Source organism: Streptomyces sp. NPDC017202 (assembly GCF_044331705.1).
Taxonomy (GTDB): Bacteria; Actinomycetota; Actinomycetes; order Streptomycetales; family Streptomycetaceae; genus Streptomyces.
In genome coordinates, this window is the sequence record NZ_JBIRNP010000027.1 from 54623 (window position 1) to 76766 (window position 22144).

The 22144-nt window shown below is 70.6% G+C and carries 21 protein-coding genes, 1 rRNA gene and 1 riboswitch; of the genes, 5 read left to right on the top strand and 17 right to left on the bottom strand.

From position 1 onward, the window contains the following. Positions 1 to 54: 54 nt before the first annotated feature. The 4 genes from ACH4N1_RS32115 to ACH4N1_RS32130 all read right to left on the bottom strand — a co-directional run bounded on the left by ACH4N1_RS32115 (position 55) and on the right by ACH4N1_RS32130 (position 4006). Positions 55 to 819, bottom strand: coding sequence for a carbohydrate ABC transporter permease (locus tag ACH4N1_RS32115; RefSeq protein WP_398103349.1), 765 nt, complete (start codon positions 817 to 819; stop codon positions 55 to 57). A 62-nt stretch (positions 820 to 881) separates the two neighbouring features. Further along, positions 882 to 1880: a carbohydrate ABC transporter permease gene (locus tag ACH4N1_RS32120; RefSeq protein ID WP_398103299.1), complete on the bottom strand. Its 999-nt coding sequence runs from the start codon at positions 1878 to 1880 to the stop codon at positions 882 to 884. Positions 1881 to 1886: 6 nt separating this feature from the next. Further along, the gene (locus ACH4N1_RS32125; protein WP_398103302.1) at positions 1887 to 3179 is read right to left on the bottom strand and encodes an extracellular solute-binding protein; all 1293 of its coding nucleotides are present in this window, start codon (positions 3177 to 3179) and stop codon (positions 1887 to 1889) included. Between the two features lie 284 nt (positions 3180 to 3463). Continuing rightward, a complete protein-coding gene (locus tag ACH4N1_RS32130; protein ID WP_398103305.1) occupies positions 3464 to 4006 on the bottom strand; it encodes a potassium-transporting ATPase subunit C in 543 nt (180 codons plus the stop codon). A 135-nt stretch (positions 4007 to 4141) separates the two neighbouring features. Here ACH4N1_RS32130 and ACH4N1_RS32135 point away from each other — a divergent pair, with 135 nt between their 5' ends. From ACH4N1_RS32135 to ACH4N1_RS32150, 4 genes are all read left to right on the top strand, one after another. Next, positions 4142 to 4537 (top strand): molybdopterin-binding protein, encoded by a 396-nt coding sequence (locus ACH4N1_RS32135; protein ID WP_398103308.1) that lies wholly within the window; start codon positions 4142 to 4144, stop codon positions 4535 to 4537. A gap of 159 nt (positions 4538 to 4696) precedes the next feature. Continuing rightward, the gene (gene modA, locus ACH4N1_RS32140; protein ID WP_398103311.1) at positions 4697 to 5518 is read left to right on the top strand and encodes a molybdate ABC transporter substrate-binding protein; all 822 of its coding nucleotides are present in this window, start codon (positions 4697 to 4699) and stop codon (positions 5516 to 5518) included. Next, positions 5515 to 6348, top strand: a complete 834-nt coding sequence (gene modB / locus ACH4N1_RS32145) for a molybdate ABC transporter permease subunit (RefSeq protein ID WP_398103314.1) — start codon at positions 5515 to 5517, stop codon at positions 6346 to 6348. Before modA ends, modB begins: the two co-directional genes overlap by 4 nt. Continuing rightward, positions 6345 to 7490: an ABC transporter ATP-binding protein gene (locus ACH4N1_RS32150; RefSeq protein WP_398103317.1), complete on the top strand. Its 1146-nt coding sequence runs from the start codon at positions 6345 to 6347 to the stop codon at positions 7488 to 7490. The genes modB and ACH4N1_RS32150 overlap by 4 nt, the downstream gene beginning before the upstream one ends. Before the next feature lie 71 nt (positions 7491 to 7561). Here ACH4N1_RS32150 and gcvP read toward each other — a convergent pair whose 3' ends face one another. Further along, a complete protein-coding gene (gene gcvP, locus ACH4N1_RS32155; protein WP_398103320.1) occupies positions 7562 to 10447 on the bottom strand; it encodes an aminomethyl-transferring glycine dehydrogenase in 2886 nt (961 codons plus the stop codon). Positions 10448 to 10630: 183 nt separating this feature from the next. Beyond that, a riboswitch (glycine riboswitch) is annotated at positions 10631 to 10726 on the bottom strand. 117 nt (positions 10727 to 10843) lie between these two features. On the opposite strand from gcvP, the gene ACH4N1_RS32160 reads away from it, so the two are divergent. Continuing rightward, the gene (locus ACH4N1_RS32160) at positions 10844 to 11215 is read left to right on the top strand and encodes a PRC-barrel domain-containing protein (protein WP_398103323.1); all 372 of its coding nucleotides are present in this window, start codon (positions 10844 to 10846) and stop codon (positions 11213 to 11215) included. Here the strand turns inward: ACH4N1_RS32160 and ACH4N1_RS32165 are convergent. The 12 genes from ACH4N1_RS32165 to rrf all read right to left on the bottom strand — a co-directional run. Continuing rightward, on the bottom strand, positions 11137 to 11691 hold the full coding sequence (locus ACH4N1_RS32165) for a nucleotidyltransferase domain-containing protein (protein WP_398103326.1): 555 nt from the start codon (positions 11689 to 11691) through the stop codon (positions 11137 to 11139). The two genes, ACH4N1_RS32160 and ACH4N1_RS32165, sit on opposite strands and share 79 nt — an antisense overlap. Before the next feature lie 24 nt (positions 11692 to 11715). Next, complete coding sequence (locus ACH4N1_RS32170; RefSeq protein ID WP_398103329.1) at positions 11716 to 13155, bottom strand: DNA polymerase IV; 1440 nt, start codon at positions 13153 to 13155, stop codon at positions 11716 to 11718. Between the two features lie 66 nt (positions 13156 to 13221). Continuing rightward, complete coding sequence (locus ACH4N1_RS32175; protein WP_382782368.1) at positions 13222 to 13905, bottom strand: MerR family transcriptional regulator; 684 nt, start codon at positions 13903 to 13905, stop codon at positions 13222 to 13224. A gap of 238 nt (positions 13906 to 14143) precedes the next feature. Further along, positions 14144 to 14617 carry a bifunctional nuclease family protein gene (locus ACH4N1_RS32180; RefSeq protein ID WP_073494403.1) on the bottom strand — a complete coding sequence of 158 codons (474 nt, stop codon included), beginning with the start codon at positions 14615 to 14617 and terminating at the stop codon, positions 14144 to 14146. Between the two features lie 84 nt (positions 14618 to 14701). Then, positions 14702 to 15439: a MerR family transcriptional regulator gene (locus ACH4N1_RS32185; RefSeq protein ID WP_398103333.1), complete on the bottom strand. Its 738-nt coding sequence runs from the start codon at positions 15437 to 15439 to the stop codon at positions 14702 to 14704. Positions 15440 to 15482: 43 nt separating this feature from the next. Beyond that, the gene (locus ACH4N1_RS32190) at positions 15483 to 16370 is read right to left on the bottom strand and encodes an FHA domain-containing protein (RefSeq protein ID WP_398103352.1); all 888 of its coding nucleotides are present in this window, start codon (positions 16368 to 16370) and stop codon (positions 15483 to 15485) included. A gap of 82 nt (positions 16371 to 16452) precedes the next feature. Then, entirely contained in the window at positions 16453 to 17376 is a 924-nt protein-coding gene (locus ACH4N1_RS32195; RefSeq protein ID WP_398103336.1) for a DUF881 domain-containing protein, read from the bottom strand. A gap of 5 nt (positions 17377 to 17381) precedes the next feature. Continuing rightward, positions 17382 to 17714: a small basic family protein gene (locus ACH4N1_RS32200; protein WP_003988855.1), complete on the bottom strand. Its 333-nt coding sequence runs from the start codon at positions 17712 to 17714 to the stop codon at positions 17382 to 17384. Then, the gene (locus ACH4N1_RS32205) at positions 17711 to 18616 is read right to left on the bottom strand and encodes a DUF881 domain-containing protein (protein ID WP_398103339.1); all 906 of its coding nucleotides are present in this window, start codon (positions 18614 to 18616) and stop codon (positions 17711 to 17713) included. Before ACH4N1_RS32205 ends, ACH4N1_RS32200 begins: the two co-directional genes overlap by 4 nt. A 100-nt stretch (positions 18617 to 18716) precedes the next feature. Beyond that, positions 18717 to 21212, bottom strand: coding sequence for a mannose-1-phosphate guanyltransferase (locus ACH4N1_RS32210; protein WP_363092996.1), 2496 nt, complete (start codon positions 21210 to 21212; stop codon positions 18717 to 18719). Between the two features lie 119 nt (positions 21213 to 21331). Further along, positions 21332 to 21940: a CDP-alcohol phosphatidyltransferase family protein gene (locus tag ACH4N1_RS32215; protein ID WP_366059953.1), complete on the bottom strand. Its 609-nt coding sequence runs from the start codon at positions 21938 to 21940 to the stop codon at positions 21332 to 21334. A gap of 109 nt (positions 21941 to 22049) precedes the next feature. Continuing rightward, a 5S ribosomal RNA gene (rrf, locus tag ACH4N1_RS32220) occupies positions 22050 to 22144 on the bottom strand; the annotation flags it as partial.

Sequence of the window (22144 nt, forward strand, 5' to 3'; positions counted from 1 at the left end):
CGACTCCTGGGCGATCGGTGATGTCGTCGAGTCGTACGGCCGCGGGGGCGCGCGTCATCCCTTCGTGGCGCCGGCGGTGAGGCCGCCGACGAGCTGGCGCTCGGCGACGGAGTAGAAGGCCAGGGCGGGGACCATGGCGAGGACGAGGTACGCGAAGACACGGGCGTACTCGGCCGAGTACTGGCCCTGGAACTGCTGCACGCCGATGGGGATCGTCCACCAGGTGGAGTCGGTGAACACCAGCAGCGGCAGGAAGAAGTTGTTCCAGCTCCCCACCACCGCCAGTACGGAGACCGTGCCGAGGGCGGGGCGGGCCATGGGCAGCAGGATCCGCCAGAAGAAGCCGAGGGGGCCGCAGCCGTCGAGGGTGGCGGCCTCCTCCAGTTCGGCGGGGATCTCCCGGAAGAAGCCGCGCAGGATGACGATCGTCATCGGCAGCCCGAAGGCGGCCTGCGGCAGGATCACGCCGAGCGGGTTGTCCAGCAGGCCGAGCTGGCGCAGCAGCAGGAACAGCGGCAGGGCCGCCACCGCGAAGGGGAACATCAGCCCCAGCGTGAACAGGGTGAACAGCGCCTCCCGGCCGCGGAAGGCGAACCGGGCGAAGGAGAACGCGGCGAGCGCGGACACCGCGACCACCACCACCGTCGTACCGATCGCGATCAGGGTGCTGCTGCCGACCAGTTGCCAGAAGGAGCCGGAGCCCAGGATGTCGGTGTAGTTGGAGGTCACCCACGACTCGGGCAGGCCGATGGGGTTGCGGGACAGTTCGTCGGTCGACTTGAAGCCGGACAGGACGGCGTAGACGAGGGGGACGGCCATGGCCGTGCCGACGGCGACGAGGACGATGTGCAGCGGGAAGGTGCGGCCTGTCCTGCGGGCGTTCACGAGCCGCCTCCTCTCAGGGTCGTGGTGGCCCCCTCCAGATCGCGGCGGAGCACGAACCTCTGGTAGGCGAGGGCGAAGACGAGGCTGATGACGAACATGGCCACACTGATCGCGCTGGCGTAGCCGACCTGGTAGCGCTTGAAGCCGTACTGGAACAGGGTCACGGCCATCGTCTCGGAGTGGTGGTCGGGGCCGCCCGCGGTGGTGACCCACACCAGGTCGAACAGCTGGACCGCGCCGATGACGGACAGGAAGACGCTGATCCGCAGGGTCGGCGCGAGCAGCGGCAGGGTGACGTGGCGGAAGCGCTGCCAGGGGCCGGCGCCGTCGATGAGCGCGGCCTCGGTCAACTCGGCCGGGATCGACTGGAGTCCGGCCAGGTAGAGCATCATGTGGAAGCCGAAGTACTTCCACGTCATGACGAGGAACAGGGTGGCCATGACGGTGGACGGGTCGGCGAACCACTCCCCGCCCAGGCCGTCCAGACCGACCGCGCCGAGCACGTGGTCGGCGAGGCCCTGGTCGGGCGCGAAGATCATGGCGAACAGCACGCCGGTGATCGCCTCGGAGAGGATGTACGGCGCGAAGAACAGCATCCGGTAGACGGCCCGCCCGCGGATGCGCTGGTTGAGCGCGACCGCGAGGGCGAGCGCGAACGGCAGCTGGACCACGAGCGAGAGCACGACCAGGAGCAGGCAGCGCCAGAGGTCGCCGAGGAAGACCGGGTCGTCGAGGAGGCGGGTGAAGTTGTCGACGCCGATGTAGTCCTCGGGCATGCCGAAGCCGCCCCAGCGGAAGAACGAGGCGTACAGCGCGAACAGCATCGGCAGCAGCACCAGCACGCCGAACAGCACCAGGGCGGGCACCTGGAAGACGACGGCGGTGAACCAGTGGCGTGCGCGCCGCCGGGCCCGCCCCCGGGCCGTTTCGGCGGCCGGGGGCGGGGAACCGACGGGCGGGCCGCTGCGCTTGTCCGGGAGGTAGGTCGAGGTCATCGCCGGCTACTGCTCTTCCTTCGCGATCTTGGTGATCGACTGGGCGACCTGCGCGGGTGACTTGGAGCCGGCGATGAGGGCGGCGACACTGTCGTTGATCTCCTGGCCAAGGGCCGGCGCGTAGGCCTGGTCGAGGTAGAGCTGGAAGCCGGTGGCCGCCTTCAACTGCGTCTGCACGGCCTTGAGGTTGGGGTCGGCCAGCGCGCTCTCGGCGGCCGGCACCACGGGCAGCACACCGGTCTTCTTGACCAGTTCGGTGTCGGTGGCGGCGGAGGCGAAGAACTTCAGGAAGTCGACGGCGGCCTGCGGGGCACCGGCGCGCAGGGCGTGTCCACCTCCTCCGCCGAACACCTCGGTGAGCTTGCCCTGCCCGCCCTCGACCTCGGGGAACGGGAAGAACCCGAGGTCGGCGCCGAGTCCCTTGCCGGCGTCGGCCTCCACCACCGGGGCCCACTGGCCCATGAGTTCCATGGCGGCCTTGCCGTTGCCGACGGTGGCGGCCTGTCCGGTGGGGCTGGAGTAGGCGGCGCCGAGGAAGCCCTTCTGGAACGGCTGGAGGTCGACCAGGTCCTGGAGGTGCTGTCCCGCCTGGACGAAGCCGTCCCCGGTGAAGTCCTTGTCGTCGTCGGCCTTCCGCAGGGCGTCGACCCCGGCGGTGCGCATCGCGAGGTAGGCCCAGTAGTACATGCCGGGCCACTTCTCCTTGCCGGCCAGGGCGAGCGGAGTGATGCCGGCGGACTTCAACTTCCTCACGGCGTCGAGGAATCCGCTCCAGGTGGTGGGCGGCGCGCTGACGCCGGCCTGCTTGAAGAGGGCCTTGTTGTACCAGAAGCCGATCATGCCGATGTCGAACGGTATGCCGTAGACCTTGTCGTCCACCAGGTACGGCTCCTTGGCGACCGGCAGCATGCCGGCGGCCCAGTCCCCGGTGCGGTCGGTGAGGTCCTCGACGAGCCCGGCGTCGACCTGCTGCTTCAGGACGCCGCCGCCCCAGGTGTGGAAGATGTCCGGCAGCTTCCCGGAGGCGATCAGCGCGGTCATCTTCGACTTGTAGGCGTCGTTCTCCAGTTGGACGATCTTGACCTTCACCTTGGGGTTCTGGGCCTCGAACTGCTTGGCCAGGGCGGCCCAGACGTCCTTGGTCGGCTGCGTGGTGGAGATGTTCCACCACTCGATGGTGGTCGTCCCCGACGATCCTCCGTCCGAGTCGCCGCCGCAGGCGCTCAGTGCCGTCATGCCGAGTCCGGCCGCGGCGGAGGCCGCCAGGAAGCCTCGTCGGGAGAGTCCCGGGTCGCCCATCATGCGCTCCTTGGGTACGGAACGGCCGGACAGGCCGTTCGCGATATCGAAAGTTTCGGTCGTAATCCAGAAAGCTTCGCTGCTGCCGCACCCTAGAGACAGCCTTCTACGGGTGGCAACCCCTTGAACACAGAGAAATTTCCGCACGTCCGTCAGCAGGTGACAGATCGAACCCTCCGAAACATTCGGCTCGTGCGACGAACATTACGGAGGGGACTGTAGAAGGCCGTCCGGACAGCGACAAGACCGCGCGTCAGCTTCCCGGACGGCGCGGGAGAACCGCCTCACCCGCGGTCGATCAGACTCCTGAGCGCGACGTCGAGTTCGAGGACGTCGACGCGCGGCTCGCCGAGGAATCCGAGGGTGCGGCCCTCGGTGTGCTCCTCCACCAGCCCCTCGACGCGGGCGACGGGCAGGCCGTTGCGCTCGGCGACCCGGTGGACCCGGAGTTCGGCGTACGCCGGGGAGATGTCGGGGTCGAGGCCCGAGCCGGAGGAGGTGACCGCGTCGGCGGGGATCCGGGAGGGTTCGACCGTGAAATCGGCCGTGGAGTTCTGCTCGACGACCCTCGCCCGCGTCTTCGTCACCCACGCGATCGGTTCGGGGTCGTCGGCGGAGCGGTTGGTGGCGCCGGAGAGCAGCAGGCGGTACCGGGTGTTGACCGAGTTCTCGCCCAGACCGTTCGCCGGGCGCGGCTGGAAGCAGTCCGGGCCGTGGCCCTGCCGGCCGATGAGCGAGGATCCGACGACCCTGCCGTCCGCCGTGATCTCGGAGCCGTCGGCCCGGCCCGCGCCCGGCCCGCCGACTCCCCTTTCGCCGGCCGGCACCGCTCACCCCGCTCACCCCGCCCGGCCCGCCACCGGCGGCACCAACCCCTGACCGGTACACCCCGTCGTCCCCGTACCGCGTCACCCGGCGGCCCGGCCCCTCCCCCGGCCCCGCCTGCCCCTATCGTGACCGGCATGCAGTCCTACACCATCGGCCAGGCCGCGCGCCTGCTCGGCGTGAGCCCCGACACCGCACGCCGCTGGGCGGACGCGGGCCGGGTACCGACGCACCGCGACGACACCGGACGACGCCTCATCGACGGCGAGGATCTCGCCGCCTTCTCGGTCGAACTCGCCGGATCCGGCGGCGAGGAGGGCAGCGCCTCCTACACCTCGGCCCGCAACGCGTTCCCCGGCATCGTCACCGCGATCAAGCTGGGCGACGTCGCCGCCCAGGTCGACATCCAGGCTGGCCCGCACCGCCTCGTCTCCCTCCTGACCCGCGAGGCCGTCGAGGAACTCGGCCTGGAGGTGGGCATGGAGGCCACGGCCCGCGTGAAGTCGACCAACGTCCACATCGACCGCACCTGAGGCGAGCCCAACGCGGACCGGGGTCTCGCACATGCGGCCCTCCAAGCCGCTTCGGTGCCGCTCATACGAAATGAAAGCCGGGTCACACCTGGCACCTGCGGCAGTATCATCTCGGCGTGGGCCCGTTCGAGGGACCGCGACGACACCGAGGAGCGCACCGTGACGACCCGAACCGCCCGCCGGGCCCGCCGGACACTGCGCCTGACGGGCGCCGGGGCCGCCGCGCTGCTGGTGCTGAGCGCCTGCTCCTCGTCGGACGGCACCTCCTCCGGGGCCGGGTCCGCCACGTCGGACCCGGCGCGGCCGTCCGGCACGGTGACCGTCTTCGCGGCGGCCTCCCTCCAGGAGAGCTTCACGGCCCTGGGCGAGGAGTTCGAGAGGACGTACCCCGGGACGAAGGTCGTCTTCAACTTCGGCGGCAGCGACACCCTGGCCGCGAGCATCACCGGCGGCGCCCCGGCCGACGTGTTCGCCGCCGCCAGCACCAAGACCATGGCGGTCGTGACGGACGCCGGGGACAACGCCTCCGCCCCGGTCACCTTCGCCCGCAACCGGCTGGAGATCGCCACCCTGCCGGGCAACCCCGACGAGATCGCCTCCCTGAAGGACCTCACGAAGTCCGGCCTCAAGGTCGTCCTGTGCGACAAGGCGGTCCCGTGCGGCGCCAGCGCCCGCAAGGCCCTCGACGCGAGCGGGCTCGACCTCACCCCGGTCTCCTACGAGCAGGACGTCAAGAGCGCCCTGACGAAGGTGGAACTGAAGGAGGCCGACGCCGCGGTGGTGTACAGGACCGATGTACGGGCGGCCGGTGACAAGGTGGAGGGCGTGGACTTCCCCGAGTCGGCCGACGCCGTCAACGACTACCCCATCGTTCCGCTCAAGGACTCCCAAAACGCCGCGACCGCCCAGGCCTTCGTCGCCCTCGTGCGCTCCGCGGAGGGCCGGAAGGCGCTGACCGAGGCCGGGTTCCTGAAGCCGTGACGCCCTTCGCCTCCGACCTCCGCGAGCGCGACCGGCGACCGGGCCGGATCCGCACCGGCGTCCCCTTCGCCCTGCTGCTGCCCGCCCTGCTGGGCCTGGCCTTCCTGCTGCTGCCCCTGGCCGCCCTGTTGATCCGGGCGCCCTGGCACAGCCTCCCCGGGCAGCTGACCAGCCCCGAGGTGTGGCAGGCCCTGCGGCTGTCCCTGATCTGCGCCACGTCGGCGACCGCCCTGAGTCTCGTCGTCGGCGTACCGCTGGCCTGGCTGCTGGCCCGCACCGACTTCCCCGGCCGCGGTCTCGTGCGCGCCCTGGTGACGCTCCCCCTGGTGCTGCCGCCGGTCGTGGGCGGGGTGGCCCTGCTGCTCGCCCTGGGCCGCAACGGCGTGGTCGGGCAGTGGCTGGACTCCTGGTTCGGCATCACCCTGCCGTTCACCACGGCCGGCGTCGTGCTCGCCGAGACGTTCGTGGCGATGCCGTTCCTCGTCATCAGCGTCGAGGGCACGCTGCGCGCCGCCGACCCCCGCTACGAGGAGGCGGCCACCACCCTGGGCGCCTCCCGCTTCACCGCGTTCCGCCGGGTCACGCTGCCCCTGATCGCGCCGGGCATCGCGGCGGGCGCCGTGCTGGCCTGGGCACGCGCGCTGGGCGAGTTCGGCGCGACGATCACCTTCGCGGGCAACTTCCCCGGCCGCACCCAGACCATGCCGCTCGCCGTCTACCTCGCCCTGCAGAACGACCCGGAGGCCGCCATCGCCCTCAGCCTCGTGCTGCTGGCCGTCTCCATCGCCGTGCTGGCGGGCCTGCGCGACCGCTGGACGACCGCCTCATGAACACCCCCGACCGCGCGAAGGATGCCCCCGGCCCCCCGGCGGACACCCTCCCGCCCCGCTCCGCGGCGGACACCCCCGACCGCGTCACACCGCACACCACCGCCGAGGGTCTCGACGCCCGTCTCGTCGTCGACCGGGGCGCCTTCCGCCTCGACATCGCGCTGCGCGCCGCCCCCGGCGACGTCGTCGCCCTGCTCGGCCCGAACGGCGCCGGCAAGACGACGGCCCTGCGCGCCCTCGCCGGCCTCGTCCCGCTCACCGGCGGCCGTCTCCACCTGGACGGCAGCGTGCTGGACCGTACGCCGCCGGAATCCCGCCCGGTCGGCGTGGTCTTCCAGGACTACCTGCTGTTCCCCCACCTGAGCGCCCTGGACAACGTGGCGTTCGGCCCGCGCTGCCACGGCGCGAGCAAGGCCGAGGCACGTGCCCTGGCGGCGAAGTGGCTGGAGCGGATGGGCCTCGCCGAGCACGCCGGCGCCAAGCCCCGCCGTCTCTCCGGCGGCCAGGCCCAGCGGGTCGCCCTGGCCCGCGCCCTCGCCACCCGTCCCCGGCTGCTGCTGCTCGACGAGCCGCTCGCCGCCCTGGACGCCCGCACCCGCCTGGAGGTGCGCGCCCAGCTCCGCCGTCACCTGGCCGACTTCGAGGCGGTCGCCGTCCTCGTCACGCACGACCCGCTCGACGCCATGGTCCTCGCGGACCGCCTGGTCGTCGTCGAGAACGGCACGGTCGTCCAGGAAGGCGCCCCCTCCGACATCGCCCGCCACCCGCGCACGGACTACATCGCCCGGCTCGTCGGCCTGAACCTCTACCGCGGCCGGGCCGACGGTCACACGGTGCGCCTCGACACGGGCCCCGCGCTCACCACCACGGAGGTCCTCACCGGGCCGGTCTTCGTCGCGTTCCCGCCCGGCGCGGTCACCCTCCACCGCGACCGCCCCACCGGCTCCAGCGCCCGCAACCTCTGGCGCTGCGAGGTCGCGGGCCTGGAGACCCACGGCGACCAGATCCGCGCCGACCTCACCGGTGAACTCCCCCTGGCCGCCGACCTCACCACGGTCGCCGCCGCGGAACTCGACCTGCGTCCCGGCGCCACCGTGTGGGCCACGGTCAAGGCGACCCAGACGCACGCCTACCCGGCCTGAACCACCCCCTGACACATCGCCGGCCCCCGCCCTGCGCAGACGGGGGCCGGCGATGCCGTACGGCTGTCGGATCAGTCCTGGTACGCGTCCAGCGGCGGGCACGAGCAGACCAGGTTGCGGTCGCCGAACGCCTGGTCGATCCGGCGCACCGGCGGCCAGTACTTGTCGGCGGCGGACACCCCGGCCGGGAAGACGGCCTCCTCGCGCGTGTAGGCGTGGTCCCACTCGCCGCCCAGCGCGGCCGCCGTGTGCGGAGCGCCCCGCAGCGGGTTGTCCTCGGCGGGCCACTCACCGGCGCCGACCTTCTCGATCTCCCCGCGGATCGCGATCATCGCCTCGCAGAACCGGTCCAGCTCCGCCAGGTCCTCCGACTCGGTCGGCTCGATCATCAGCGTGCCGGCCACGGGGAACGACATCGTCGGCGCGTGGAAGCCGTAGTCGATGAGCCGCTTGGCCACGTCGTCCACGCTGACGCCGGTCGCCTTCGTCAGCGGACGCAGGTCGATGATGCACTCGTGCGCGACCAGCCCGCCGGGGCCGGTGTAGAGCACGGGGTAGTGCGCTTCGAGCCGCTTGGCGACGTAGTTGGCGGACAGCACGGCCACCTGCGTGGCCCGCTTCAGCCCCTCCCCGCCCATGAGCCGCACGTAGGCCCACGAGATCGGCAGGATCCCCGCGGAACCCCACGGCGCGGCCGAGATCGGTCCCACCCCCGTCGCGGGCCCGGCCTCGGGCTGGAGCGGGTGGTTGGGCAGGTACGGCGCCAGGTGCGACCGTACGGCCACGGGGCCGACTCCAGGACCGCCGCCGCCGTGCGGGATGCAGAACGTCTTGTGCAGGTTCAGGTGCGAGACGTCGCCGCCGAAGTGCCCGGGCTTGGCGAGCCCGACGAGCGCGTTGAGGTTGGCGCCGTCCACGTACACCTGGCCGCCGGCCTCGTGCACCTGCGCGCAGATGTCGGCGACGTGCTCCTCGAACACCCCGTGCGTCGACGGGTAGGTGATCATCAGGACCGCCAGCTCGTCGCGGTGCTTCTCGATCTTCGCCCGCAGGTCCTCGACGTCGATCTCGCCGTCCCCGGCGGTGTTCACGACGACGACCTTCATCCCGGCCATCACGGCGCTCGCAGCGTTCGTGCCGTGCGCCGACGAGGGGATCAGGCACACGGTCCGCTGCTCGTCCCCGTTGGCCCGGTGGTATCCGCGTACGGCGAGCAGTCCGGCGAACTCGCCCTGCGACCCGGCGTTCGGCTGGAGGGACACCTTGTCGTACCCGGTGACCTCGGCGAGCCGCTCCTCCAGTTCGTGGATGAGCGTGAGGTAGCCCCGCGCCTGCTCGGCGGGCGCGAAGGGGTGCAGCTGCCCGAACTCGGGCCAGGTGACCGGCTCCATCTCGGTGGTCGCGTTCAGCTTCATCGTGCAGGAGCCCAGCGGGATCATGCCCCGGTCGAGCGCGTAGTCGCGGTCGGCCAGCCTGCGCAGGTAGCGCAGCATCGCGGTCTCGGAGCGGTGCTGGTGGAAGACGGGGTGGGTGAGGATCTCGTCGCGGCGCAGCAGCCCGGCGGGGAGGGTGTCCTCCGTGACCGCGTCGAGGGCCTCGATGTCGCCCTCGACCCCGAAGGCCCGCCAGACGGCGCTGATCTGTGCCCGCCCGGTGGTCTCGTCACAGGAGACCGCCACGTGGTCGGCGTCGACGAGGTGCAGGTTGACGCCGTTGTCCCGCGCGGCGGCGACGGCTTCGGCGGCCTTCGCGGGCACCCGCACGGTCAGCGTGTCGAAGTAGGAACCGTGCACGACCTCGACGCCGCCCGCGGTGAGCCCGGCGGCCAGGACCGAGGCGTAGCGGTGGGTGCGCCGCGCGATCGCGCGGAGGCCCTCGGGGCCGTGGTAGACGGCGTACATGCCGGCCATGACGGCGAGCAGCACCTGCGCCGTACAGATGTTGCTGGTCGCCTTCTCCCGCCGGATGTGCTGCTCACGGGTCTGCAGCGCCAGCCGGTACGCCCGGTTGCCGTCCACGTCGACGGACACGCCCACGAGCCGCCCGGGCAGGCTGCGCGCGAACTTCTCGTGGACGGCCATGTAACCGGCGTGCGGCCCGCCGAAGCCCATCGGCACCCCGAACCGCTGCGTCGTCCCGACGGCGATGTCCGCGCCCAGCTCACCGGGCGAGGTCAGCAGCGTCAGCGCGAGCAGATCGGCGGCGACGGTGACGAGCGCCCCCAGCTCGTGCGCCTGGTCGATGACCGGCTTGAGGTCGCGTACGGCGCCGGAGGCCCCCGGGTACTGGATCAGCACACCGTTGATCTCCCGCGCGGCGATGTCGGCCGGAATGCCCTCGCTGAGGTCGGCGACGACGACCTCGACGCCGGTCGGCTCGGCACGCGTCTCGATGACCGCGATGGTCTGCGGCAGCGCGTCCGCGTCGATCAGGAAGAGGCCCTTCTTGTTCTTCCCCATGCGCCGGGACAGCGCCATCGCCTCGGCCGCGGCCGTGCCCTCGTCGAGCAGCGAGGCGCCGGAGGTCGGCAGTCCGGTCAGATCGGCGACCATGGTCTGGAAGTTCAGCAGCGCCTCGAGCCGGCCCTGCGAGATCTCCGGCTGGTACGGCGTGTAGGCCGTGTACCAGGCCGGGTTCTCCATGACGTTGCGCAGGATGACCGGCGGGGTGAAGGTGCCGTAGTAGCCGAGCCCGATCATGGAGTCCATGACCTGGTTGCGGTCGGCCAGCGACCGCAGCTCGGCCAGCACCTCGGCCTCCGTGCGCGCCCCCGGCAGGTCCAGCGTGTCGGCGTTCTTGATCACGTCGGGGACGGCGGCGGCGGTCAGCTCGTCCAGAGAGCCGTAACCGACCTGCGCGAGCATCTTGGCCCGCGCCTCCTGGTCGGGCCCGATGTGGCGCTGCTCGAAGGGGATTCCCTGTTCGAGGTCGGAGAGCGGAATGCGATGGGCGGTCATTGCGGAGGCCTCCTGGTCAGACACGACCTTCGAGGGGCACCACTGGCGGGTACCCGGACGGCCTCCCCCTCTGTCATCTCAACCTGAGAGCTTCACCGGCCGCCCGAGGGCACCCGGCTTTCACCGTCGGTGAGGGCGGAAGCCGTCGACGCCGTCGGCACCCGCCCTGCTTTCCAGAGTGACCTCGTCCGTGCGGTACGTGAGCCTGAGAGATTCCGGGGAGGATTTGCTCCTTCGGCGCCTCCGGTGGTCTCCGGAGGACTCTCCCGCACGGGGTCAGCAGCCATTGCCAGACTACCAGCGAGGTCAACGAGGCCTCCTTTCGAGTGGCCGCGACTCCCGATGTGCTCTTTCGTAGTGCTGAGGGACGAGCTCGCGACGAAGTGGAGGGGCCCCGTGCAGACCGACATCGACCCGCGCAACCTGATCGGCCGCAAGGCGTTCGACCGCAACGGCACCAAGATCGGCACCATCGACGAGATCTATCTCGACGACGCGACCGGCGTGCCGGAGTGGGCGGCCATACGCACCGGCCTGTTCAGCAGGGACGCCTTCGTCCCCCTGGAGCCCAGCGAACTGGTCGAGGGCACCCTGCACGTCCCCTTCGACCGCGCCCTGATCAAGGACGCTCCCGACTTCGGCGTGGGCCGTCACCTCTCCCCCGACCAGGAACTCCAGCTCTATCACCACTACGGACTCGACGTGGCCGCCCCTCCGCCCCTCCCGGACCGTGACTTCGGCAGGCTGGCGGGCTCGGAGGAGACCTGAGCGGGCCGGCCGCACGCCCGGACCAGCGCCCCGAGGAGCCCCTGCGGATCGTGGAGCGGCCGCGCCCCGTCGGTGACGACGCGTCGTGTGCCCGGGTCGACGGGATCGGTACGCGCCCAGTCGGCGGGACCGATGCCGACCTCGACCTCCAGACCGGAGACGGTGGCATACCGCCATTCGGTGACGGGCCCCCAGGCCCGGTTGCGGATCAGCTCTCCCAGGGCCGGCTCGCGCCCCCAGGCGTCCCCGGCGGCGTACCGGCCCGGCTCGGCGGTCAGCACGACGAGATCGACATCCGAGTCCGCTCGCCCGGCGCCCCGCGCCCAGGACCCGACGAGCAGCACGCCGACGACGTCCTCGCGTCCCGCGGCCCATTCGGTGACCCGCCGGACCACCGAACGCACCTCCTCACGCCGCTCCGCCGAGACCCCCGCAGGGCCCGTCCGTCCCTTCTCGTCCGCCGTCTCGTCCGTCACCGCACACCGCCTCACTCGATCCCGTCACCGGGCGTTCCCCGGCCGCGGCCCCCGGCCTGCCGTGTCCACGGCCGGTGCCCCGTCCGGTCTTCGCGGCACCAGCGGCAACGGCTGCGCCGGTTCCAGATCGAGGTCGTCGATCCGGAACGTCCGCACCCGGCCCACCCCCGACCCGGGTGTCTCGAACCGCACGGTCACCCGCCCCAGCCCGCTGCCCTGCACCCACCCGTGACCGAGCTCGGCGTGCCGCACGTCGAGTCCCGGCCGCCAGCGGTGCTCCGCGGGCACCACCTCGGACACGGCGGGCGCCTCCGGTACCTCTTCCTCGGCCCCCTCGGGCCGCACCTCGGCCGCCCGTACCTCAGCCGCCCGCACCTCAGCCGCCCGTACCTCGGCCGCCTGCGCGAACAGGTCCTCCTGCGTGAAGTCGGCCAGCCCGCTGACCCCCACCCCGAGCAGCCGCACACCGCCCGTCGTGTCCACCGCGTCCAGCAGCCGCGCCGCCGCCTCCCGCACGACCGCCGGATCGTCCGTGGGCCCCCGCAGGGTCTCCGACCGGGTGAGCGTGGAGAAGTCGTACCGCCGCACCTTCAGCACGATGGTCCGCCCCGACAGACCGGCCCCCCGCAACCGCCGCACGCACCGGTCGGCGAGCCGCTGCACCTCCAGCTCCACCCGCACCCGGTCGTGGATGTCCACGTCGTAGGTGTCCTCCACCGACACGGACTTGGTCTCGCGCTCGGCCACCACGGGCCGGTCGTCCCGGGCCAGCGCCATGCCGTACAGCGCGTGCCCGTGCGCCTTGCCCAGGAGCCTCACCAGCTCGTCCTCCCCCGCCTCGACCATCTCCCCGACCGTGGTGATCCCGGCCCGCCGCAGATGGTCGCCGGTCGCCGGACCGACCCCCGGCAGCGTCCGCACCGGCATCGGCGCGAGCAGGGACCGCTCGGTGCCCGGTTCGATCAGCACCAGGCCGTCCGGTTTCGCCTGCTCGGAGGCGATCTTGGCGAGCATCTTCGAGGCGGCCAGCCCCACCGAACCGGTGAGCCCGGTGACCGCCCGGATGTCGGCGCGCAGCCGCACCCCGGCCAGCCGCGCCGACTCGCTGTCCCAGGCCGCCTCACCGGCCTCCAGATCCACGAACGCCTCGTCCAGGCTGAGCGGCTCCACCAGCGGCGACAGGGCCCGCAGCAGCGCCATGACCTGGTCGCTGATCTGGCGGTAGAACGCGCCCCGCGGCACCAGGTAGGCGGCGTTCGGAGCGAGCCGGCGGGCCTGCGCCATCGGCATCGCGGAGTGCACCCCGAAGACCCGGGCCTCGTACGAGGCGGTCGCCACCACCCCTCGCGGCCCGAGACCTCCCACGACCACCGCCTTACCGCGCAGACTCGGCTTGGACGCCTGCTCCGCCTGGGCGAAGAAGGCATCCATGTCGAGATGCAGGATGGTGGGCGCGTTTCTCACGTCTCCGATGCTGCACCACGCCACTGACAATGCGGCGTGCGGCCGCCCGTGAGGGCGCCGGGGCCGTCAGACCGCCCGGTTGCGCCGACGGGCCAGCTCGTCCGCCGGGTTGGGCCCGACGAGTGTCTCACCGGTGTCGACGCGCTCCCCATGCAGCTGGGACAGCGCGCTCTCGACGTCCCGCCACACCACGCCGACGGCGATCCCGAAGATGCCCTGACCGCCCTGGAGCAGCGCGTGGACCTCGTCCGGCGAGGTGCACTCGTAGACCGTGGCGCCGTCACTCATCAGCGTCATCCGCTCGAGGTCGCTGAAACCGCGCTCACGCAGGTGCTGGACGGCGGTGCGGATGTTCTGGAGCGAGACCCCGGTGTCGAGGAAACGCTTGACGATCTTCAGGACCACCACGTCCCGGAAGCTGTACAGGCGCTGCGTACCGGACCCGTGGGCGGGCCGTACGCTCGGCTCGACCAGCCCCGTGCGCGCCCAGTAGTCCAGTTGCCGATAGGTGATGCCGGCGGCCGCACAGGCCGTCGGGCCCCGGTAGCCGATCTCCTCGGACGCCATGGACGTCGCCCCTCCGCTGCTCGGCACGGCCGACGGTCGCTGCGGAGCATGGTCGGCCGCGCCTCCGTGATGGGGGTACCCCCCGCTCGAGCGGAGCCGAGAGCTTGAGGGAGGGTACGGACCGCTCCCCCCGACACCGAGTCCGGGGGCACCCCCCACCGTACCGTCGCCGCTGCTTCTCACGCCGACCTCCGTCCTTGACCTGCCTTCTCGACGGTAGGCAGTCACCAGGGGCGCGTCAACGATCGCCACACTCGGCACGCCGAGTGATAATCACCCTAGGAGTGGTTTCCCGCGCTCCACCGCGGGGAAAGGCTAGCCGAATGCGCTGAGCGGAAGCCGCAGGACGCTCTCATGGTCCGGCGGCAATTGCCGCGGCCGAAGCCGCTGCGCCCACCGGACCGGCCACGTCCGCCGACGGCTACTGATTGCTGCTGCCGAAGTCCTCGGGCGAGATCTGGTCGAGGAACTCGCGGAACTTCTCCACCTCGTCCTCCTGCTCGTCCGGGATGGCGATCCCCGCGTCGTCGAGCACCGTGTCGCTGCCGTAGATCGGCGTCCCGGTGCGCAGGGCCAGCGCTATGGCGTCGGACGGCCGCGCGCTCACCTCCACCCCGCTGGCGAAGACCAGCTCGGCGTAGAAGACGCCTTCACGCAGGTCCGTGATGCGCACTTCGCTGAGCTCCTGGCCCACGGCCTCCAGCACGTCCTTGAACAGGTCGTGGGTCAGCGGCCGCGCCGGAGCCATGCCCTGCTGGGCGAAGGCGATCGCCGTCGCCTCACCCGGCCCGATCCAGATGGGGAGGTAACGGTCGCCTCCCACTTCACGCAGCAGGACGATCGGTTGGTTGGAGGGCATCTCGACCCGGACACCTACGACATCGAGCTCGTTCACACAGCAACCCTAGGCCGTGCTCGGGACGTTTGGGTAGTCGGGCCGGGAACGGGTGACCGATCCGGGCGGCCCCGAGCACCCGCCTCAGGGCAGACGCACTCCGAGCGCGGTCTGCACCAACGCCGCGTGCAGCCTGACCGTGAGCCCCGCCAGTTCCTTCGTACGGGCCTCGGCATGCGCCCTCGTCTGCGGATTGCGGTGGCGCCGCAGCGGTGCGACCACCTGGTCCACCAGCCCCGCCTCGCGGTCGGCCGCGGCCTTCATCACCCGCAGGTGCCGGGGCTCGATCCCGAACCGCCCCAGCTCGGAGACGAGCGCGGCCACCGTGACCACCTCGGCGTCGTAGACCCCGTCCTCCAGAGGCGCGACGAGCCCGTAGGACTCCCACTCCTGGAGTTCGCGCTCGTCGATCCCTGCGGCCGCCAGCAGCTCGGACCGCCCGATCCGGGCGGCGGTGGGCGCGTCGGGCCGCTCCGGTAGCGCCTCCCCGTCCCGCTGCCGGCCCACGGTCGGCAGCGGTGCCGCCTCACCGCGCTCCATCGCGTCCAGATGCTCCCGGATCACCTTGAGCGGCAGGTAGTGGTCCCGCTGCATCCTCAGGACGTGACCGAGGCGCTCGACGTCCTCCACGCTGAACTTGCGGTACCCCGACGGGGTCCGCTGCGGCTCGACGAGCCCCTCCGACTCCAGGAAGCGGATCTTGGAGATGGTGACTTCGGGGAACTCGTCGCGCAGCACGTTCAGCACCGTGCCGATGCTCATCGCACCACCGTCCACTGCGGCGGCGCCTGGTTCGGTACCGCCCCTCGGTGTTCGCAGCATGGGCCTTCCCTGGGGGTTCCCCCGGACCGGGTCCGGGGGCGGGTCAGTAGCCTGGCTGGCTCGCGTAGAAGACCAGCCGGTACTTGCCGATCTGGACCTCGTCACCGTTCGACAGCGGGACCTCGTCGATCCGCTCCCGGTTGACGTACGTGCCGTTCAGGCTGCCGACGTCGGCCACCGTGAACGAACCGTCCGGGCTGCGCCGGAACTCCACATGGCGGCGCGAGACCGTCACGTCGTCCAGGAAGATGTCGCTCTGCGGGTGCCGCCCGGCCGTCGTCAGGTCGCCGTCCAGCAGGAAGCGGCTGCCCGAGTTGGGGCCACGCCGCACGACCAGCAGGGCGGAACCCAGCGGCAGCGCGTCGACCGCGGCCTGGGCCTCGGGCGAGAGCGCCGGCAACTGCGTCTGCCCGGTGACCTCGGAGTCGTAGGCCTCGAGACCGGAGATGGAGATGGTGGACGTCGTCTCCGACGGGCGCTCGGGCGTCAGCCCCGGCCTCAGGGGCGCGCCACAGTTCGAGCAGAAGCGGCTGTTCTCCGCGTTGCGGTTACCGCACCTCGTACACACCAGGGCCGACATAGGGGAAAACCCTCCACCCGTACTTGAGGTTGACGGTTGCCCGAAACCTATGCCGCCGGACTGCGCAGGGTCAACCGACGCCCCGCCCTGGCCTCCGGAAATGTCACCGCCCGGACCAGCCACCTGGTCCCGGAACAGCGGCCGCTGGCCCTCCGCGTCAGGCTGTGCGCGGTGACGGGCGGTCGCGTTGTCAGCGCTGCCCTCTCGCGCGCTCTTGCCGAACAACTTCGCAAACAACTTCACGGGCGATTCCCCTTGACCGAAACAGACCCGCCCGTGGGGCAGGACGAACCCTGAATGATTAGACCGGCCGACCCGGACATCTTCACAACGTCCGTATCCACCAGACAGTTTCCACCACGCACCACCCGTTCGGTGCGCCGACCCCCCGCAACCTCATGCCCTTGCCGGACGACCCCCATGCACCCCCGGTTCACTGCGAGGACGACCGAGCGTAGTCAGGCTGCTCCGCTGCCCGCAAGGCGTCCACGACGATCTTGGTGGATCGCTCCACGGACACCGTGGCCTGCTCCTTCTCGAGAGTCTGCACCACGCCCCCAGGGATGTTGAGCGCCGGTTCGAGGTCCTGCGGCTTGCCGATGACCTTGAAACGATAGGGAGCGTTGATCTTGTTCCCGTCGACGCTCACGCTCTTGCCGGATTCCGTCAGATACGTGCCGGCGACGACCCGCACGCCGTTCACCTGGATCGCCTCGGCGCCCGCCGCGCGCAGCTCCTGGATCGCGTCGAGCAGCATGTCGGCCTCGACCGTCCCCTTCGCGTCCTCGATGACCATGGTGATGCCGGGCCCCTGAGCGGCCACCGTGCCCGCCAGGATGCCGAGTTGCTTCTCCTTCTCGACCGTCTGCTTGCGGGCCTCCTCGGCCTGGTCGGAACTGTTCTCCAGTTCCTGCCGCTGCTTCTCGAGACCCTGCTTCTCGTCCTCAAGACGCTGACTGCGGTCATCGAGTTCATCGAGGATGCGCACGAGATCTTCCTGGCGCGCCCCGCGCAGGGCATTGCCGCTCTCGCTGTTGGAGGCCACTTGCACGGCCAGTCCGAAACCGAGGCCGAACAGCAGCAGGGCGACGATGAGTTGGGCCCGGCTCACCCGCGGCGGCCACAGCCCCTGCACCAGCCGCTGCCGGCCGGTCAGCGTGGGCTTCCCGCTCCCCTCGGGCGGTTCCGCGAGCGGAACGGCCGCGGGAACCTCCTGGGGCAGCTCCTTGCGCAGCCGGGTCGTGGGCGTCTCGTCGCTAAATGTCTCGCCATGAGGTGTCTCGACCCGCGGCGACTCGTTGCGGGAAGACTCGTCACGGGGGGTCCCGTCGGGCTGGGTCGCGTCGTGGTCGTTCATCGGCCTCACGCCCGGAAGACGTGCCGGCGGATCGCCGCGGCGTTGGAGAAGATCCGGATGCCGAGCACGACCACCACTCCCGTGGACAGCTGGGCGCCGACGCCCAACTTGTCACCGAGGAACACGATCAGGGCGGCCACGACCACGTTCGACAGGAACGACACGACGAACACCTTGTCGTCGAAGATGCCGTCGAGCATGGCCCGCAGGCCCCCGAAGACGGCGTCCAGCGCCGCCACGACGGCGATCGGCAGGTAAGGCTCGACGACCGCCGGAACCTCGGGCCGGACCAAGAGGCCGGCCACGACTCCCACGACGAGGCCCAGTACGGCGATCACGATGTGCCCTTCTCAGTTCTCGGCTCTGCTGTACGTACGATCACACTCGGTGCCGCGGGCACCCGGACGTCCTTCTCCACCGAGATGGCGGTCCGGATGCCGAAGTTCTCCTGGAGGGCGTGCAGATACAGCCCGTCGGGGCTGTCCTGGAACCGGGTGCTCAGGTTCTTCCCGTCCCCCACCGCGAGCACCGTGTACGGCGGCACCAGCGGCTTGTTGTCGACCAGTACGGCCTCGCCCGCGGCCCTGATCGCCGACAGCGCCGTCAGCCGCTGGCCGTTGACGGAGACGGCTTCGGCGCCCGACGCCCACAGTCCGTTGACGACACGCTGCATGTCACGGTCGCGGACCCGCCCGGTGTCGGAGAATCCGGAGGTCTCGCGCGGATCACCGTCGCCGCCGGCGGAGGCCTCCTCGGCGTCGTCCACGACCAGCTTCACACCGGGTCCGTGCACCTCGACGGCGCCCGCGAGGATGCCCACCAGTTCCGCCTGGTCGCCGCCGCCGCTCTCCCGGAGCGCCTCCCGCTGCCGCGCGCTCACATCGTCACGCAGTTCGTCAACGGTGTCCTCGAGCTCGTCCGCCGCCTCGGTCTGGCTGTCGATGCGGTCGATCAGTTCCTCGCGCTCCTTGGCCACGACCGGAGCGGCGATCCGGGCCTGGGCGGCTCCGACGGTCACGACGAGAGCCGCGAGCACCAGGCCTGCGGCCAGGCCCAGCTTCGAGCGCAGCGTCCTGGGCAGCCCGCCAAGGCCCTCGGCCCGCTTCCGGGCGGCCGCCTCGGCATATCCGTCGTCGAGACTGTGGTCCATGACGTTGGTGAGCAGCGACATGGACGCGTCCGGGCGCGACGCTCGCGCGGGCGTACTCCGAACGGGGGGCTGCTGCGGCATGCCGCACATCGTCGCACGCCGCGCCCGCTACCTCCGAATGGCCCCACCGACGTGCCGGACAGGCCCCCTTGGGGACACTTGTCCGGCACGCGCGCGCGTGGGGGGCGGGTCAGCGCCCGGCGCTGTCCACGACGGACGACCACTCGTCCAGCAGGGCCTGTGCGGAGGCGTCGTCGGGGCCCTCCGCCCACAGGTGCGTGACCGCCTCGGCCGGGTCCGGCAGCACCATCACCCAGCGTCCGTCGGCCTCCACCACCCGGACACCGTCCGTGGTGTCCACGGAGCGGTCTCCGGCGGCCTCGACGACCCGCCGCATCACGAGACCCTTGACGGCCCACGGAGTGGCCAGATCCCGCTTCAGGACGTGCGCCCGCGGGATCCGCGCGTCGATCTGGCTCAGCGTGAGCTGCGTCCGGGCCACGAGCCCGATCAGCCGCACGAAGGCCGCCGTACCGTCGAAGACACTGCTGAACTCGGGGACGATGAAGCCGCCCTTGCCGTCCCCGCCGAAGATGGTCGACTCGTCGCGGCCCACCCGGGTCAGGTCGTCGGGCGACGTCGTCGTCCATTCCACCTGGGTGCCGTGGTAGGCCGCCACCTGCTCGGCGATCCGCGTGGTGGTCACCGGCAGGGCCACCCGCCCGCTGCGCCGCTCGGCGGCGACCAGGTCGAGCAGCACGAGCAGCGCACGGTCGTCCTCGATGATCCGGCCCTTCTCGTCGACGAGAGAGAGCCGCTCGCCGACCGGGTCGAACCGCACGCCGAACGCGGCCCGCGACGACGCCACGATCTCCCCGAGCCGCACGAGCCCGGAACGCCTCTGGTCACTGCTCTCCGTCGGCCGGGCCTCGTTCAGACCGGGATTGACGGTCAGCGAGTCGACCCCGAGCTTTCCGAGCAGGCTGGGCAGGACGAGACCGGCACTGCCGTTCGAGGCGTCCACCACGACCTTCAACCCGGATTCGGCGATCCCGGTCGTGTCCACGTTCCGCAGCAGCGACCCGGTGTACGAGTCGAAGACACTGGCGGGGAAATGCAGGTCCCCGATCTCTCCGGGGAACGCCCGCCGGTACTCCTGCCGCGCGAACACCCGGTCCAGCTTCCGCTGACTGCCCTGCGACAGGTCCGCGCCCTGCCCGTCGAAGAACATGATGTCCACGGAATCGGGCACTCCGGGCGATGTCCGGATCATGATCCCGCCGGCACTGCCACGCGCGGTCTGTTGCCGCGCCACGGGCAGCGGCACGTTCTCCAGATCCCGTACGTCGATGGCGCTGGCCTGCAACGCGGAGATCACCGCTCGCTTCAGAGCACGGGCACCACGGGAGTGGTCGCGGGCCGTGGTGACGGTGGAGCCCTTCTTGAGCGTGGTCGCGTAGGCCCCCGCGAGGCGTACGGCCAACTCCGGCGTGATCTCGACGTTCAGGATGCCGGAGACGCCCCGCGCGCCGAAGAGGTGCGCCTGGCCCCGCGACTCCCAGATCACCGAGGTGTTGACGAAGGCGCCGGCCTCGATGGTCTTGAACGGGTAGACCCGTACATTGCCCTGCACGATCGATTCTTCACCGATCAGGCATTCGTCGCCGATGACGGCGCCGTCCTCGATCCGGGCCGCCCGCATGATGTCGGTGTTCTTGCCGACGACGCAGCCACGCAGATTGCTGTGCTGTCCGACGTAGACGTTGTCGTGGACGACGGCCTTGTGCAGGAAGGCCCCGCTCTTGACGACGACGTTGGATCCGATGACCGTGTGCTCGCGGATTTCCGCGCCGGCCTCCACCTTGGCGTAGTCACCGATGTAGAGGGGGCCGCGGAGCACGGCGTCCGGATGCACTTCGGCGCCTTCGGCGACCCACACGCCCGGCGAGATCTCGAAACCGTCGAGTTCGACGTCGACCTTGCCCTCCAGCACGTCGGCCTGGGCCTTCACGTAGCTCTCGTGCGTGCCGACGTCCTCCCAGTAGCCCTCGGCGACGTAGCCGTAGATCGGCTTGCCTTCCTTCATCAGCTGCGGGAAGACGTCGCCGGACCAGTCGACGGGCACATCGGCCTCGACGTAGTCGAAGACCTCGGGTTCCATCACGTAGATGCCGGTGTTCACCGTGTCGGAGAAGACCTGGCCCCAGGTCGGCTTCTCGAGGAAGCGCTCGACCTTGCCCTCCTCGTCGACGATGGTGATGCCGAATTCCAGAGGATTGGGCACACGCGTCAGACAGACGGTGACGAGCGCGCCCTTTTCCTTGTGGAAGTTGATCAGCTCGGTGAGGTCGAAGTCGGTGAGCGCGTCGCCGGAAATGACGAGGAAGGCGTCGTCCTTCAGCGCCTCCTCCGCGTTCTTCACGCTTCCCGCGGTACCGAGTGGCTTCTCCTCGTTGGCATAGCTGAGCTCCATACCGAGCTCTTCACCGTCACCGAAGTAGTTCTTGACCAGTGAGGCCAGGAACTGGACGGTGACGACGGTCTCATTGAGCCCATGCCTTTTGAGCAGCCTCAGAACGTGCTCCATGATCGGCCGGTTGGCCACCGGCAGGAGCGGCTTGGGCATGCTCGAGGTCATGGGACGAAGGCGCGTGCCTTCGCCTCCGGCCATCACGACGGCCTTCATGTCGGAAGCGTCCTCCTTGAAGAGACGACGGTCTAGCCGACTTCACCCGTCCAGATTGTCCCGCACTTTTCCGTAGCGGGCCATCGAGCCAGCGCTGAGTGCCGATCGCATCGGTGAGATCAGTCGGCCATGGGGTCCGCACGGACCAGGCGGCGGACTTGGACCACGTAGAGGACTCCTGCCCACCAATAGAGGGTTGTACCCCATCCTGCGAACGCCCATCCGAAAATAGCAGCGAGTGACGCCGGCCATCCACTTCCGTCACTGAGCAGGAGAAGCGGGAAGGCGTACATCAGGTTGAAGGTGGCCGCCTTCCCGAGGAAGTTCACCTGGGGCGGCGGATAGCCGTGCCGCCTGAGGATGCCCACCATCACCAGCAGCATCAGTTCTCGCGCCAGAAGTGCAGCGGTCAACCAGAGGGGGAGAATCTCCCGCCAGGTGAGGCCGATCAGGGTCGAGAGAATGTAGAGCCGGTCCGCGGCCGGGTCGAGCAGCCGGCCGAGGCTGCTGATCTGGTTCCAGCGCCGGGCGAGCTTGCCGTCCAGGTAGTCGCTGATTCCGCTCAGGGCCAGCACGAGCAGGGCCCAGCCGTCGCTCTGCGGCCCTCCGAACTCAGGCCTGAGAATCAGCCACAGGAACAGCGGTACGCCGAGGAGACGCGCCATGCTGAGGATGTTGGGGATGGTGAGGACCCGGTCGGTCTGTACACGGGTCTCCTGGACCTCCACCCGGGGGCCTCCAGTAGAAAATGAGCCAACGATGCCCCCTGACCCTACCTCAACGCAAAAAAGCTCCGGCTCCTGGGCGGTATGCCCAGGAGCCGGAGCTGTAAAAGGAGTTCGGCGGCGTCCTACTCTCCCACAGGGTCCCCCCTGCAGTACCATCGGCGCTGTAAGGCTTAGCTTCCGGGTTCGGAATGTGACCGGGCGTTT